The sequence below is a fragment of the Synechococcus sp. R5-12 genome, from assembly GCF_047502655.1.
In the GTDB taxonomy this organism is placed as follows: domain Bacteria; phylum Cyanobacteriota; class Cyanobacteriia; order Thermostichales; family Thermostichaceae; genus Thermostichus.
This window is the reverse complement of record NZ_JANSIM010000103.1, coordinates 22,729-37,222: the sequence shown is the minus strand read 5'-3', so window position 1 is coordinate 37,222 and position 14,494 is coordinate 22,729. Positions and strand designations below refer to the sequence as shown.

Annotated in this window: 14 protein-coding genes; 5 read left to right on the top strand and 9 right to left on the bottom strand. The window is 58.0% G+C overall.

Translation table 11 applies throughout. The features are described from left to right. Positions 1–595 (top strand): adenylate/guanylate cyclase domain-containing protein (locus NW843_RS06590; protein ID WP_414522456.1); only part of this gene is annotated, 595 nt, incomplete at its 5' end. 9 nt (positions 596–604) lie between these two features. Here NW843_RS06590 and NW843_RS06585 read toward each other — a convergent pair. From NW843_RS06585 to rpsO, 5 genes are all read right to left on the bottom strand, one after another. Continuing rightward, positions 605–2,386 carry an NADPH-dependent assimilatory sulfite reductase hemoprotein subunit gene (locus tag NW843_RS06585; RefSeq protein ID WP_414522455.1) on the bottom strand — a complete coding sequence of 594 codons (1,782 nt, stop codon included), beginning with the start codon at positions 2,384–2,386 and terminating at the stop codon, positions 605–607. Positions 2,387–2,539: 153 nt separating this feature from the next. Further along, on the bottom strand, positions 2,540–4,567 hold the full coding sequence (locus NW843_RS06580; protein WP_414522454.1) for an ABC transporter ATP-binding protein/permease: 2,028 nt from the start codon (positions 4,565–4,567) through the stop codon (positions 2,540–2,542). Between the two features lie 82 nt (positions 4,568–4,649). Next, entirely contained in the window at positions 4,650–5,843 is a 1,194-nt protein-coding gene (gene larC / locus NW843_RS06575; protein WP_414522453.1) for a nickel pincer cofactor biosynthesis protein LarC, read from the bottom strand. A gap of 96 nt (positions 5,844–5,939) precedes the next feature. Further along, a complete protein-coding gene (locus tag NW843_RS06570; RefSeq protein WP_414351795.1) occupies positions 5,940–6,377 on the bottom strand; it encodes a photosystem II biosynthesis protein in 438 nt (145 codons plus the stop codon). A 36-nt stretch (positions 6,378–6,413) separates the two neighbouring features. Further along, positions 6,414–6,689, bottom strand: coding sequence for a 30S ribosomal protein S15 (rpsO, locus tag NW843_RS06565; protein WP_011431855.1), 276 nt, complete (start codon positions 6,687–6,689; stop codon positions 6,414–6,416). Between the two features lie 92 nt (positions 6,690–6,781). Between rpsO and NW843_RS06560 the strand changes: the two genes are divergently transcribed. Then, positions 6,782–7,465, top strand: a complete 684-nt coding sequence (locus NW843_RS06560; RefSeq protein ID WP_414329553.1) for a HEAT repeat domain-containing protein — start codon at positions 6,782–6,784, stop codon at positions 7,463–7,465. Between the two features lie 4 nt (positions 7,466–7,469). On the opposite strand, the gene apcD is transcribed toward NW843_RS06560, so the two are convergent. The 4 genes from apcD to NW843_RS06540 form a co-directional block, all read right to left on the bottom strand. Beyond that, entirely contained in the window at positions 7,470–7,955 is a 486-nt protein-coding gene (apcD, locus tag NW843_RS06555; RefSeq protein ID WP_011431857.1) for an allophycocyanin subunit alpha-B, read from the bottom strand. A 191-nt stretch (positions 7,956–8,146) separates the two neighbouring features. After that, positions 8,147–9,496, bottom strand: coding sequence for a type IV pilus twitching motility protein PilT (locus tag NW843_RS06550; RefSeq protein WP_414522460.1), 1,350 nt, complete (start codon positions 9,494–9,496; stop codon positions 8,147–8,149). Positions 9,497–9,738: 242 nt separating this feature from the next. Then, positions 9,739–10,428: a GTP cyclohydrolase I FolE gene (folE, locus tag NW843_RS06545; protein WP_414329555.1), complete on the bottom strand. Its 690-nt coding sequence runs from the start codon at positions 10,426–10,428 to the stop codon at positions 9,739–9,741. Between the two features lie 131 nt (positions 10,429–10,559). Then, positions 10,560–11,291, bottom strand: coding sequence for an SDR family oxidoreductase (locus NW843_RS06540; RefSeq protein ID WP_414400783.1), 732 nt, complete (start codon positions 11,289–11,291; stop codon positions 10,560–10,562). A 242-nt stretch (positions 11,292–11,533) separates the two neighbouring features. Here NW843_RS06540 and NW843_RS06535 point away from each other — a divergent pair, with 242 nt between their 5' ends. The 3 genes from NW843_RS06535 to trxA all read left to right on the top strand — a co-directional run bounded on the left by NW843_RS06535 (position 11,534) and on the right by trxA (position 14,393). Continuing rightward, a complete protein-coding gene (locus NW843_RS06535; protein WP_414522452.1) occupies positions 11,534–12,757 on the top strand; it encodes an ABC transporter ATP-binding protein in 1,224 nt (407 codons plus the stop codon). A gap of 182 nt (positions 12,758–12,939) precedes the next feature. Continuing rightward, positions 12,940–13,665: an NUDIX hydrolase gene (locus tag NW843_RS06530; protein ID WP_414329504.1), complete on the top strand. Its 726-nt coding sequence runs from the start codon at positions 12,940–12,942 to the stop codon at positions 13,663–13,665. A 386-nt stretch (positions 13,666–14,051) separates the two neighbouring features. Further along, positions 14,052–14,393 (top strand): thioredoxin, encoded by a 342-nt coding sequence (trxA, locus tag NW843_RS06525; protein ID WP_011431863.1) that lies wholly within the window; start codon positions 14,052–14,054, stop codon positions 14,391–14,393. The last annotated feature ends 101 nt before the right edge of the window (positions 14,394–14,494 follow it).

Below are 14,494 nucleotides of genomic sequence, written 5' to 3'. Positions count from 1 at the left end.
TCCTGAACCATGTTCAGGAGAGTTCAGCGTGAATGTATCAGTACTGGCCAACCAGAGCGGGCTGAGAAGTCTGGCTTTGTTTGGTCTCAAACAACCCGAGCTGGCCATACAGCAGGCGCTGCAGGCGGGGTTGGCGCTTGGGCAGTCGGTGGTGGAGTTGAACAGGTGTTTGCGGCAACTCTCCTACCCGCAGGTCAAGCTTGCCATCGGGATCCACTACGGCCCAGTCCTTTTGCTGCCCCTCGATCCCCAAGATCCGCAGCGGTTGTCCGCCTTCGGGAAGTCGGTTCAGTTTGCCACCTGGCTGGAGTCGGTTGAGGATGTTTCGCAAGGGGGGGAACAGTCTGAGGAACAGAGCTCCCGGTTGCTCATCTCGGCAGCTGTGTATCGAGCCGTGGAAGGGCAACTCCTGCAGGTGGAGCCTCTTTCGGTGAAACCCGTTCCCAACGCCAAACCCATCCGAGTCTACAGGGTGCATCCCAACCCCGTCAGCTTGCCGACTGGCGAGGAGCAAGCTCCAGAAGCAACCAAGCCCGAACCGATTGGATGGCTGGAAGCGCTCCGGGAATGGCTACAGGCTTGGTCTCGTTTTTGAGGGATCCCTTCAGGCAAAAACGCCATCCCTTTGCTGAACTTGGGCCTGCAAATAGGGGATCCCCACCCGATGGCAGTAATCTCCAAAGCTCTCGCCAGGACGGCGCTCCTGCTTGTAGACCTGCAGGAGAACTCTCATCAGCGGCACGATCTGGCTAATGTGCACCCGCTCCTGAAACACTTGCGCCAGGCGATCCCCCTGCGGGCTGGCTCCCAGCCAAATCTGGTAGTAGCCATCGGGGGCGGATCCCACCAATCCCAGCTCGGCCAGGTAGGGTCGGGCACAGCCGTTGGGGCAGCCGGTCATGCGTACCAAGAAGGGCGAATCTTGCAGATCCAGCTCCTGCAACAGTTGATCCAACTGGCGCACCAGCCCTGGCAAAGCTCGCTCCGACTCAGTAATGGCCAAGCCGCAAGTGGGCAGCGCCGGACAGGCGATCGACAGCCGCACCAGTTGAGGGATCTCTTCTTTGGAGAGCACCCCGTGGGACTTGAGGATCTGGTTGATGGCCTCCCGCTGCTGCTCCGCAATGTCGATGAAAAGTAAATCCTGAGTGGGGGTCAGCCGCACGTGCAGAGAAAAGGCTTCCACAATCCGGCGCAGCGCCGTTTTGAGCTGTCGCTCTGGGGTGTCCTGGATGCGCCCATTTTCAATGGAGATGCCCAAAAACCAACGGCCATCCCCCTGCTCGTGCCAGCCCAGGTAGTCGTCGCTGTTGGGAACAAACTTGGGTAGGGGGCGAAACCGGGGCAATTTTTCCCCCACATACTCCTCGACAACGCGGCGAAACTTGCGGATCCCCCAGTCTCTCACCAAGTATTTCAACCGCGCCTGCTTGCGGTCGTGCCGGTTGCCGTAGTCCCGCTGTACCGCCAAAACCGCTTGGCAAACCCGATACACCGCCTCCGGAGGGGCAAAGCAGAGCTTTTGGGCCAAAAGGGGCTGGGTTTCTTCCTTGCCGTGGGTACGCCCCATGCCCCCACCCACCACAATGTTGAAGCCCTTCAAGTTGCCCTTGCGATCCGTGAGCACAATCAAGCCCAAGTCCTGGGAGTACACATCTACCGTGTTTTCCCCAGCTACGGTGATGGCTGTCTTGAACTTGCGGGGCAAATAGACGGGGCCATACAGAGGTTCTGGCCCCTCCAGGCGCACCCCGTTGCCGACAAACTTCTCGGCTTCCACCACTTCCTCATCCACCGGTGGGATGGGAATGGGCTCGCCATCCACCCAGATCTCGTAGTAGGCAGAGGTCTTCGGAGCCAACAGATCCGCCAGCTTGCGGGCATACTCTTGGGCATAGCGATAGGCAGGGCGATTTTTGTAGGGGGCCACCGGTGCCATCACGTTGCGGTTGACATCGCCGCAGGCGGCCAGGGTGGATCCCATCTGCTTGAGAATGCTGGCTATGGTGGCCTTGAGGTTTTTCTTGAGGATCCCGTGTAGCTGAAACGTCTGCCGCGTTGTGGCTCGCAGGGTGCCATTGCCGTACTCATCGGCCAGCCGATCCAGGGTCAAGTAAAGCTGGGGGGGCACGTGTCCCCCTGGGATGCGGGTGCGCAACATCATCGAATAGGCCCGCTCCAGCCCCTCCTGCTTTCGCTGCTGCCGCCGATCCCGGTCGTCCTGCTGGTAAGCCCCGTGAAACTTCAGCACCTGCACCGCTGCTTCGCTGAAGTGGGTGGTGTCTTGGGCCAGCTCCTGCTGAAGGGGATCCCGTAGAAAGTGGCTGTCTGCCTTGATCTGCTCCACCTTGGAACGCTTGGCCTCGGATGGGATCATGGGGGGCATTGATAATCTCCAGTAAACCGGTCGGAATACTTGTGAATAACAGGCTATCACCTCCTTTGAAGAGCGTCCAGTTGGAAAAGTCAGCCTCCTATCCGGGTTTTGTTCCAAACCCGCAAAGCTTGTCATTTGAGTCAGCTGGAGATGTCGGCGCTGCTAGCTGGCCAGGGCTAGGCGGGCACCGTACTCCTGCACCGACCACAGTTGCCAGGCACAATTCCCCTGCAGCTCCAAAACCAGGTCGTGGTAGGCCAAGAGGGTGGGACGATGGCCGACGCTGATGTAGGTGGTGTTCAAGTGTTGCAGTTGCAGGTAGAGCAGTTTTTCGTTGGCCACATCCAGGGCGCTGGTGGCCTCGTCCAAGATGGCGTAGCGGGGCTGAGTGATCAAAATGCGGGCGAAGGCAAGACGCTGCTGTTCCCCTAGGGAGAGGGTGCTGGCCCAGTCTTTCTCCACATCAAAGCCGCCCACCCGCTCCGGCAAGTCCCCCAAGTTCACCTGGGCCAAGACTCGGATGAGATCTTCATCGGTGAGGTCTCGGCGGCGTTTGGGATAGAGCAGTTGATCCCGCAGGGATCCCAGCAGCATGTAGGGTTTCTGGGGCAAAAAGAGCATCTCCTGAGTATCTGGGCGGGCGATGGATCCCTGGCCGTTGGTCCATAGGCCGGCAATGGCCCGCAACAGGGAACTTTTGCCGCTGCCGCTAACACCGACAATCAAAAGCCGCTGGCCGGCTTCCAAGGCGAAGGAGAGATCCCGCACCAGGGTTCGTTCTGAATTGGGGGTGAGCAAAGTGACGTGGTTTAGCGCCAATTGCTGGGCAATGCGAGTTTGAATGTTGCTTTCCCGAGCGCCGGTGTGGCGCAGCGCCGGATCTTCCAGAGACTCGTGAAAGGAGCCTAAGCGGTTGATCCCAGCGGCAAAACTGGAAATGCTTTGAATCTGGTTGGCCACAATGGAGAGGGCGCTCAACACCTGGCTGAAGGCAATGGTGGCCTGGGTGATGGTGCCGAAGTCTCGCACGCCGCTGAAATAAAGGGGAGCCACGATGACATAGGGCACAATGCGGGTGAAATAGTTGTAGGCGTATTGGAAAATATCGATGATGGCCTGCCAGATGATCAGCAAATTAAAATTGCGCAAGGCCGCACCAAAGCGATGCAAAATTTGCCTGAGTTCTTGATCCTCTCCCTGGTAGAAGGCAATAGACTCGGCATTATCCCGCACGTGCACTAAGCTGTAGCGAAAATCGGCTTCGTAGCGCAGTTGATCGAAGTTAATTTTGATCAGCTTGCGACCGGCCAAAATGGCAATGGCGGTACCAATGGTGGCATAGACCACCAGCCCCAACGCCAACGGACGAGAAATGCCATAGAGAATGCCGGTGAAGGCATAGAGGGTGAGAATCGAGTCAAGGATGTCCAACAGGAAGGAAAGGGTGGTGCCGGTAAAGGAGCGGACATCCTCTGATATACGCTGGTCGGGGTTGTCGATTTCGGTGTTGGCGGCGTTGGAATCCAGCTCGTAGTAAGCCCGCTGATTGAAGTAGCGATCCAGAAAATGATCGGTCAGCCATTCTCGCCAAAACAGCCCTAGCTTGAGGCGAGTGTAGCGGTAGATCACCAAAATGGGAATAGCTGAGATAATCAGCACTCCATAAATAATCAAAAACTGCCAGAAAGTGGGCTCTTCTTTTTGCTGCAGAGCTGTGTCGATAAACCGAAAGATAAAGCTGATCATCACGTTCAGCCGGTTGACCGTCAGCGACAGAAACAGCAAAAAGGTGAGCAGCACCCACTGCAACCAGCGCTGGCGAAGCTGCCGCCACACTGCCCCAAAACAAAGGCTGCTCAAAGCCAAGCTGATCGCGGCTACCCACAGCACCGGCGAGGACAAGTTTCTCTCCGTTTGGGCCACCAATCCGGCTGCCACATTGGTAAAAAACTCTGGGAACAGGGCCTGACCGACCAAAGTTACCCCAATCTCCACAAAGAACATCAGGGCAACCACAAACACCATGGCCGCTGCCAGCAAGCCCAAAAAGATCCAGCCCCCATAGCGCACTCTGGGGTAAAAGTAGGGCTGGGCCACGGTGATAAACCGATCCCACAGTTTGCGGTCAAAGTTAAATTGAGAGGCTTGGGATTCCATTGTTGTGGTCGGCGGAGAGAGCAAGATCGACATCTCCCAGGCTAGCAGGCCATGGGTGCCAATCTGTGTTCAACAGGAGCGGATTCATTGGGGGTGGAACAGGTTCAGTGTCTCTTCAACCTTGCAACCGGTTTTGCCAAGCCGATTGGGCCGCCAGCCACACCGTCTGAACCGGCACGTGCAATTCCTGGGCGCGGGCCACACAATCGCGAAACTCCGGCTGAGCGTTGACGATGCGGCCATGGTGGCGGGCTACCTTGATGTCTACCAGGCCGTAAGGGGTTTCCACCCGCTCAATGACCCGCTCCAGCAGGGTGCGCTGCTGTTGGAAGTGGCGAATGCCCAGGGTGGTGGTCTCCCGGAAGATGAGATCTTGACACTCCGGCACCCGATCCGGCGGACAGATGACGGTAAGCAGGGTCCCCGGCCGCCCCTGTTTCATGGTGATCGGCTGGGTAAACACGTCCCAGGCCCCCAGGGCCAACAACTGCTCGCAGGTGTAGGCAATCACTTGGGGGTTGAGATCGTCGATTTGGGTTTGCAACACCGATACCGTTTCCGTTAGCTCTCCCCCATTGGCTTCCCCAATCCAGAGACGAAACACGTTGGGAATGGGCAGCTCTTGGGCACCGGCCCCACGCCCCACTTTTTCCACCCGCATCGGCGGACAGGGGCCAAACTCTTCCGCCAACGCCACGGCCAAGGCTGCTCCTGTGGGGGTCACCAGCTCGGCTTCCACCCCGTTGCTGAACACCGGCACGCGGCCCATTTCCCACAACTCGATCACCGCCGGCACCGGCACGGCCAATTTGCCATGCTCTGTGCTCACCCAGCCGCCCCCAATAGGATGGGGGGATGACAACACCCGCTCCACCTGCAGCCAATCCAGGCCAATGCAAGTGCCGACAATATCCACCAAAGCATCCACTGCCCCCACTTCGTGAAAGTGCACTTTTTCCACAGGCATCTGATGGACTTTTGCTTCCGCCTGCGCCAACTTTTCAAACACCGCCAAGCTGCGGGCCTTAATGGCTGGGGAAAGCTGGGATCCCGCGATCAAAGCCTGAATCTCTGCCCAATGCCGAGCAAGGGATCCCCCACTCTGGGATCCCAGCACCTCCACCACAGCTTGCAGAGCAGGCTGCCCACACCGCTGCACCCGGCTCACCTGCAGGCTATATTCCCCCTCGATGCCCAACGCCTGGAGCTGACGGTTGAGGTACTCCAAAGGCACCCCGCAATCCAGCAGGGCTCCTAGACACATATCGCCGGCAATGCCCGCCGCACAGTCGAAGTAGGCTATTTTCATGCTGGAGAACTGGGGGTAGCCGCTGCCGCCAGAATGGACTTGGATCCCTCTTGATTGTAGGCAGCAACCGGCCTGGAAAAGGCGATGGGAGAAGAATCAAGCTTCTCCAGAGTCGGAAGATTCAGAAGATCGAGCAGCAGATTCCCGCCACTGTTGGATGATGTTGCCCAAATTGCGCCGGAATTCTCCAATTCCCAGCAGGGATCCCGGCTCGGGATCCCAGGAAGCCGAGAACACACCGTAGCTAATGCCCAAAAAACCAAGGCCAAACAAGGTCAGCGACTCTGCCAAGGTGAAGTAGGGGGGCAGAGCGACCACATGGTTGGTCAAGAGATAGTAATTCACAAAAAAGCTGCTCAGGCCCAGCCCCGAAGGGATCCCAGAAAACACCAGAATCCGCCGCACCATCCGCCGGCTGACCTCAGGGGGAATCACGGCAACAGGCTCCTTCTTGGCCGGCTTCTTCTCCACCTCAACAGAGGCGGAGGGGGAGCGACGGCGAAAGGTTTTGGACTGGCGGCTGGATTTGCCCACGAAGACAGATCTCCGATAGCGTTTTGGATGGGCTGCCTACTTTTTCACCCGGATGTTCAGCCGTTCGGCCAGCTCCCGGAAGCGGTCAGGAGAATGCTTGGCGATGTAGTTGAGCAAACGCTTGCGACGACCGATCATCATCAGCAGGCCGCGGCGGGAGTTGAAATCCTTCGGGTTTCTCTGAAGGTGCTGAGAGAGCTGGTTGATGCGACTGGTGAGCAGAGCCACCTGAACCTCGGCAGAACCGGTGTCGGTGTCGTGCAGTCGATAGCTCTCAATGATCTGCTGCTTCTCTTGTTGCAATAAGGCCATAAGATCAAGGGACTGGATGCACTGCTTCAAGATAATAACATCGGCTTTTCCTCCCTCGCTATGGCCGAGGAGGGTTATGGAGAGAATGGGATATGACAACAACCTCTGGGGATCCTCCGGCACTGCCCGCTTTGCTGGAGCTGTTGAACTCACAAGACTTGGGAAATCGGCTGCGCGCTGTCAACAAAGCCAGAGAACTGCCTGGGCCAGAAGCCCTGACATTGCTGCAGCGAGCGATTCACGACGAGAATGCCCGCGTCCGTTATGCTGCCATCAGCCAGATGGGCACCCTGTCTGGCGTCGATCCGAACCTACTGTTGCCCATTTTGCAGCGCTCTTTGCGAGAGGATCCGGAGTTCGATGTGCGGGCTGCTGCCGCCGCTGCCCTGGGGGATCTCAAGCAGCCACAGGCCCTGGCCGATCTCCTGGAAGCTTATCGGCGAGAAACGGAGTGGCTGGTACGGTTTAGCATCATCGCTGCCCTGGGAGAGCTGGGGAACCCTGCCGCCTTCGACACTCTGGTGGAAGCTTTGCAGGACAAGAGCGAGCTGATCACCACAGCCGCTGCCGCTGCCTTGGGCGATCTGGGGGATCCGCGGGCCATCCCCTACCTGGATCCCCTCATTGATTCCGACGACTGGCAACTGCGCTACCGCGTCTGCATTGCCCTGGCCAAGTTGGGAACAGAAGCCGCTCGCGCCGGACTGACCCGGCTGGCCCAGGATTCCCAAGAACAGGTGGCCGTACATGCCCGGGCTGCCTTGGGATCCCTGTAGTTCCCTAGCTCATGGCATTGATGATGTAGTCAAAGTAAGGGGCGGCTTCAGCGGCTGCCGCCGGCTCCAACAAGCTGAGGGCAGCTTCCTTCAAAAAGACAATCGCATCGATCATGCCGGCGATGGGTACGTTGAGGGCATTGTACATTTCCCGCACCCCTATCAGGCCAATAGACTCAATCGGCTCTTTGCTGCCGGCAATAATGCCATAGGTCACCAGACGCAGATACCAGTCGTAATCTCGCAAACATTGGTTGTAGCGCTTGTCACCGTAGGCATTGCCACCGGGTTGCACGTACTCGGGCCGCTTGGCGAATAGCTGCTTCTGGGCCTGGTCAATGATGCGCTTTTTGTTTTCTGCTAACACCTGAGCGATTTGCAAGCGCCTCTCGCCGGTGGTCATGTAATTCCTGATGGCTTCCAGTTCGCTAACTGAGAGGTAACGCAGCTGGTCATCCGCGGTCTCGATGATCTGGTTGATCACGCTCACGGTAGGGATTCTCCTGTTTTCTAACTTGCTTTCAATTCGGTTCATCAATTCGCAACCCATCCCCCCAGCCCAAGGTCGGCCCAAGAGATGAGCAGGTAGCTCGGCAAGCCAGCGCCGCCGGCTGCTCCCAGTTTAGGATAGGGCAAACCTTCCCTCAAGCACTTTGGCGTGACTCCATCTCGAGACTGGCCCTAGATCCGGCCTCGCAGCCATTGGGCCATCTCATTGCGGCGTGGGGCAGCCTCCAGACACACCTCTTCGGTAATCCGCCCCTCTTGGTAAAGCCTAAACAGGGATTGATTCATGGTACACATGCCCTCATAGGAGCCGTCGGCGATCAGCTCCTCAATTTCGTCCACCGCCCCCCGCTTGATGTAGTCGCGAATGGCATCGGTGTTGCGCATGATCTCGTGGGCCGCAGCTCGCTTGCCATCGGTGGTGCGCACCAGGGTTTGAGCGATGATCGCCACCAGGGTTTCTGCCAGCTGCAGACGCATCGGCTCCTGTTCTTCCGGCTTGTAAATCCCCAGCAGACGCTCGATGGTGCGGACGGCGCTGTTGGTGTGCAGGGTTCCAAAGACCAAGTGGCCCGTCTGGCCGGCCTTCAGGGCAATATCCACCGTCTCTCGATCCCGCATCTCCCCAATCAGGATGATGTCCGGATCTTCCCGCAGAGAGGCTTTCAGGGCATTGGCAAATTCCAGGGTGTGGATCCCGACCTCCCGCTGCCGCACCATCGATTTCTTGCTCTGGTGGACGAACTCGATGGGATCCTCAATGGAAATGATGTGTTTGGGAAAGTTGGAATTGATGTAGTCCACCATCGCTGCCAAGGTTGTGGACTTACCGGATCCGGTGGGGCCGGTCACCAAAACCAAGCCTTTGTGCTCCTCGGCAATGCGCTTTAGCACTTCCGGTGCCCGCAACTGCTCCAGCGTCAAAATTTTCAACGGGATCAGACGCATCACCATAGCCGGGCCAAGCAGGGAAACAAAGCAGTTGACCCGACACCGCACCAAACCCTCGTACTGGATGGCAGTATCCAGTTCCAAACATTCCTCAAACTGGCGAATTTGGCTCTCCGGCAGGCTTTCCCGCAGCCAGCCATAGAACATCTCGGTGGTGGTGACCGGGTAGTTGGTCAAGAGCATCTGCCCCCGATCCCGAAAGCGGGGCACTTCTCCTACCCCCAAATGAATATCGGAGTAGCCTTTGTCATAGGCTTCCTGCACCAGTTGGCGCAGGGTCAGGCCCGCAGGAGTAGCCGGGGCCACCGGGATCCGACCGGCAGCCGTTGGGCGAGCTGGTGGCGCAAAAGGCGGAGCGGCAGGATTGGGGCTGGGCGGCGGCACTGGAGGCCGAGCAGCAGCCGGGGTGGGCGGGGGCATCTGAGGAGAAGCGGCAGAGCCCGGCACAGGCACCGGTACCTGAGGGGGAGCGACAGCCACACCAGGCGGAAGGGGCCGACCCAGAATGGGGTTGGGGGGGTTTTTGGCATTGGCAGGCCGGGATCCCGTCCCTTGGGAGGCTGAACCGAGCACCGGATCCAGTTGCGTTGGAGGCTCCACCGGGGGCACCGGAGCAGCCGGACGAGACGGACGCTGCATGACCGGCGGAGCCGGGGGCTGCCAATTGGAGTCCAAATCGGTGGGAAACTGGTTTTCGGGGCTGACCTCGCTCATGACAAGCCTCGCTTCTGGCAGGGTTTGCGTCGATCTTAGGCTAGCATTCCCCGCCTGAGCAGAGGCTTAACCCACTCACCGACAAAGCTCCGGGAAGCTCCCTAAAAATTGGACGGATGGCGAATGAGACTCAGAAACTCTTCGCGGGTACGGGGATCCTCCTGAAACACCCCTACCATCGAGCTGGTGACCGTCCAGGAGCCGGCCTTTTGTACCCCCCGCATCACCATGCACATGTGGGTAGCCTCGATAACCACCCCCACCCCGTAGGGATCCAGCACCTCCATCAAGGCCTCAGCAATTTGCCGTGTCAGGCGTTCCTGAACCTGCAGGCGGCGGGAGTACATCTCGACGATACGGGCAATTTTGCTTAGGCCCACCACCTTTTGCCTGGGGATGTAGGCCACATGGGCTTTGCCGATAAAGGGCAGCAGATGGTGCTCGCACAGGCTAAACAGAGACACATCCCGCAACAGCACCATCTCGTCATGGCCCTCATCAAAGATGGCACTGTTCAGTAGCTCCTCCAAAGACTGCCGATACCCACTGGTCAAAAACTTCAAAGCCGCAACCACTCGTTGCGGGGTTTTTCGCAGCCCCTCCCGTTGGGGATCCTCCCCGATCCCCCGCAGCAGCGTCTCCACCGCCGCCACCATAGCCGGATCTGAGACATCCGAGCTACCCAATTCTTCTTCCGCAAAAGTGGCTCGATCTCGAATCACCCGAGACTTGAAATGGGCTTTGTCATCCATTCGAGATTGCGAGCCAGATCCGGGTTTCGCAAGGGTCATAGCAGGATATTCCTTGGTTAACGAAAGGCTAAGAGAACTCGGTGCATGCAACTCAGCTCAGGTGGCATCCAGTCAAAGGCTGCGATAGCCAAAACCCTCCCAAGTCACGGGCAACCCCAAACCAGCCAGGTCTAAAAGGCTCCCACCGCAGGCATGAAGGTGAGATCTTCCACCACCGCACCTGTGGGCAACCGAACAATATAGGTAATCAAATCGGCTACCCATTCCGGCGAGAGCATTTTGGAACGGTCGAAGTTGACCCCTACCGTGCCCGTATCCCAGAGGGACGTGTCCACGGCACCAGGGCACAGGCTGGTGACCCGAATGCCATGCTGTCGTTCCTCTTCGGCCAAAGCTTGAGAAAAGCCCATTAGGCCGAACTTGCTGGCACAGTAAGCTCCCCAGTTGGGAAAAGCTCGCTTGCCCGCAATCGAGATGACGTTGACAATCGTGCCGCAGCGCTGCCGGCGCATTCCGGGAAGTACGGCTTGGGCACACAGAAAAGCTGCCGTCAAGTTCAAGTCGATCACTCGCTGCCAATCCGACAAAGGTAAGGTGGCCAAAGGGCCAACGTGGGCCATGCCCGCATTATTGACCAAGACATCGCAGACGCCAAATCGATCCAGGAGAGCCTGCAACTGCTGGGGCAGAGCTGCTAAGTCGGCCAAGTCGATGGGAAAAATCGCTGCCTTGCCGCCCTGGGCTTGGATTTGGGCCTGCACCGCCAGCAGATCAGGTTGGGAGCGGGCCACCAGAGCCACCGCTATCCCTTGTCGGGCTAGGGCTAGGGCTACCGCTCTGCCGATCCCTCGACTGGCCCCTGTAATCAGAGCACGTTCGGGAAACTTTGTCTCAAAACTCATTTACAACAAGCCTCTGGAGTGCGCCACACAAGCAAGCGCCGCCCAGGCCTGAGAAACTTCGTTAACTAAGTTTAACACTGATTTTCCGCTGCTTCGCTTGGAATCAGGGCGAGGCGTAGAAACCTTATTCTGTCCTGCTCAAGATCTGGCTGCTGGCTGTTGGATCTCGATCCGGTTGGACGGGATCCGGGGACATGGTAGTGTGGTAAAAATAGTGAAAATCTTTTGCAACAAAAACCGTCATGGCTGAGTTCTTGTTTTCTCCAAGTCCCACTGCCGCGCGGGAGGATCCCTCCTACATCCTTCAGCTCGAGGGCATCAGCAAGGGGTTTCCCGGCCAGCGGCAGTTGGTTTTGCGGGAAGTCGAGTTTCGCCTGCCCCAAGGAGACATCCTCGGCATTGTGGGCCCATCGGGCTGTGGGAAAACCACCTTATTGCGCACCATTGCCGGATTTGAGCAGCCGGATAGCGGGCGGATCCTCCTGGGGGGGCAGGTTGTGGCCGGGGAGGGGCAGTGGATCCCACCGGAGCGACGGGGAGTGGGGCTGGTGTTTCAGGATTTTGCCCTGTTTCCCCACTTGAACGTGTTGGCCAATGTGATGTTTGGCCTCCGACCCACTACCCCGTTTGCGTCGGCGGCAGGGGGTGGCAATCGCTCCTCCTCAACTGAGTTGCGAGCTGAGTTGCGAGGCGCTGCCCAACAGGCGCGGGAACGCGCTTACGAGGTGTTGCGGTTGGTGGGCCTGGAAGACTACACCCATCGTTATCCCCACGAGCTTTCGGGTGGGCAACAGCAGCGGGTGGCTTTGGCGCGGGCTTTGGCCCCCAAGCCCAGCTTAATTCTGTTGGATGAGCCGCTGAGCAATTTGGATGTGCAGGTGCGCTACTACCTGCGGGAAGAAATCCGCAAAATCCTCAAGCAAACCCAGACCTCGGCCATTTTTGTCACCCACGACCAAGAGGAGGCTCTCTGCCTCTCCGACTGGGTGGCGGTGATGCGGGAAGGCCGTATTGAGCAATGGGGATCCCCGGAGGAGGTCTATCGGGAGCCGGCTACTCGCTTCGTGGCAGAGTTTATTACCCAGGCCAACTTTCTGCGCTGTGAGCGGCGGGAGTTGGGTTGGCAGGCTGAAGAGCTGCTGCACATCCCATTCCAGGCTTTGAGGGATCAGCCCGACCCCGGTTTACGCTGCGCAGAGTTGATGGTTCGACAGGAGGAGTTGCATTTGCATCCTGATCCTCAGGGCGGCATTGTCATTCGGGATCGACAGTTTTTGGGGCGAGAGTACCGCTATTGCCTGATCACAGCAGCCGGCAAAGAACTGCACGCTCTGGCGCGGGAAGCTCTGCCTGTGGGCACGCGGGTTCAGATCGCTGTCAGACAAGGTCGGCTGTTTCCCCTCTCTGAGGGGCCATCTGTGGCTGAAAAAGAGCCAAATCGGGCAAAAGGCAAAAGTGTTGCCTGACATCGAGGTTCTTTTGCACACCCTCGGCAACGCATCTTCCCCCCAGAACACGCAAGCCCTTGCCCCAGACAAGGCTTAGACTGGCAAGACGGTGGTCCAGGCTGGTAGCTCCCTCTGGAGGGACAAACTGGGTAGGCTGTTGGTGGAGGATTCAGTGCCAAGCTATGCAGGGATCCCGCATCGTGGCAGGCCCATCGGAGAACCGGATCGCCTTGGCGGAGTTCCGGGTGGGCGTGGATGCGGTCATTTTCTCCATCGACACTGAGCAGAATCGCCTCCTGGTGCTGCTGGTGCGGCGGCGGGAGGATCCCTTCCGCGGTTGCTGGGCCCTGCCAGGAACACTGGTGCGGCGCTCAGAATCCCTAGAAGCAGCGGCCTACCGCATCTTGGCGGAGAAAATTCGTGTTAAAAACCTCTATCTGGAGCAGCTCTACACCTTCGGGGGGCCGGAGCGGGATCCCCGCGAGGCCGAGGATGGCTATGGAGTGCGCTACCTGTCGGTCAGCTACTTTGCCCTGGTGCGGTTCCAGGATGCTGAATTGCTGGCAGACGGAGTGGAGGGCATTGCCTGGTATCCCGCCGACCAAATTCCCTCTTTAGCCTTTGACCACGAAGAGATTTGCCGCTATGCCCGCCGTCGCCTCTGCGCCAAGTTGGAGTACAGCCCGATTGCCTTTGACATTTTGCCCGCCACCTTCACGCTAGGGGAGGTCTATCAGCTCTACGGCACCGTTTTGGGCGAGGGGTTCTCCGACTACTCCAATTTTCGCGCCCGCCTACTGAAACTGGGTATCTTGCAAGATACCGGCCAGAAAAGTTCCCAAGGAACAGGCAGACCGGCAACCCTCTACCGTTTTGATGCGGCTGCTTTCGAGAAAATCCGTCATAAGCCGATGGTGTTTGTCTAAGGGATCCCAGCTCACCAATGCTAATCCGGCCAGTCCAGCCAGATCGTTAACGTTCTCCCCACGGCTAAAGCCGGGGGATTTTTTCCATCGCTCCACGCTCCTCGCGCTTCGTTGCAATGGGCTACACGAGGGCCTATATCCTCGTGGGGGACGCCATCTCCTCAACTACTGAGATGCCAAAACACCCCAGATACTTCTACTTCACCTTTAACGCTGCACCCTTCCATAAGCGGGTGGAGCGAGTCTCCCGTCCTGTCATGAGACGGTGACTTATCCCCAGGCATGAATGCCGGGGCCTGCGACGCCGAGTTTTCGGTCAGCAGCAGCCAGAGAGCTGTGCTAAGATTAGAAACCATGATAGGTATTGTTTCAGGAGTTCTCCAAGCATGTCTGCAGCAATAGATATCGCTGATGCTACCTTTGAGGCAGAGGTGCTGCGCAGCGATATTCCGGTTTTGGTCGATTTTTGGGCACCTTGGTGTGGCCCCTGCCGGATGGTGGCTCCTGTGGTTCAGGAGATAGCTGAGCAGTATGTTGGCAAAGTTAAGGTTGTAAAAATCAACACCGACGAGAACCCTCAAACTGCCAGCCAGTACGGCATTCGCAGCATTCCCACCCTGATGTTGTTCAAGGGCGGCCAGAAAGTGGATGTAGTGGTTGGCGCCGTACCCAAGGCAACTCTAACCACGATTTTGGAAAAGCACTTCGACACACCTGCCGAAGCCTGAGGGCTATGCCTTGGGTGTTTCAGAATGTAACTTTTGGGTTCTGGATTAGAACCCAGCTGCCATTTTGTGCCGAGAACTGATTAAAGTAATTCCAGAGAACT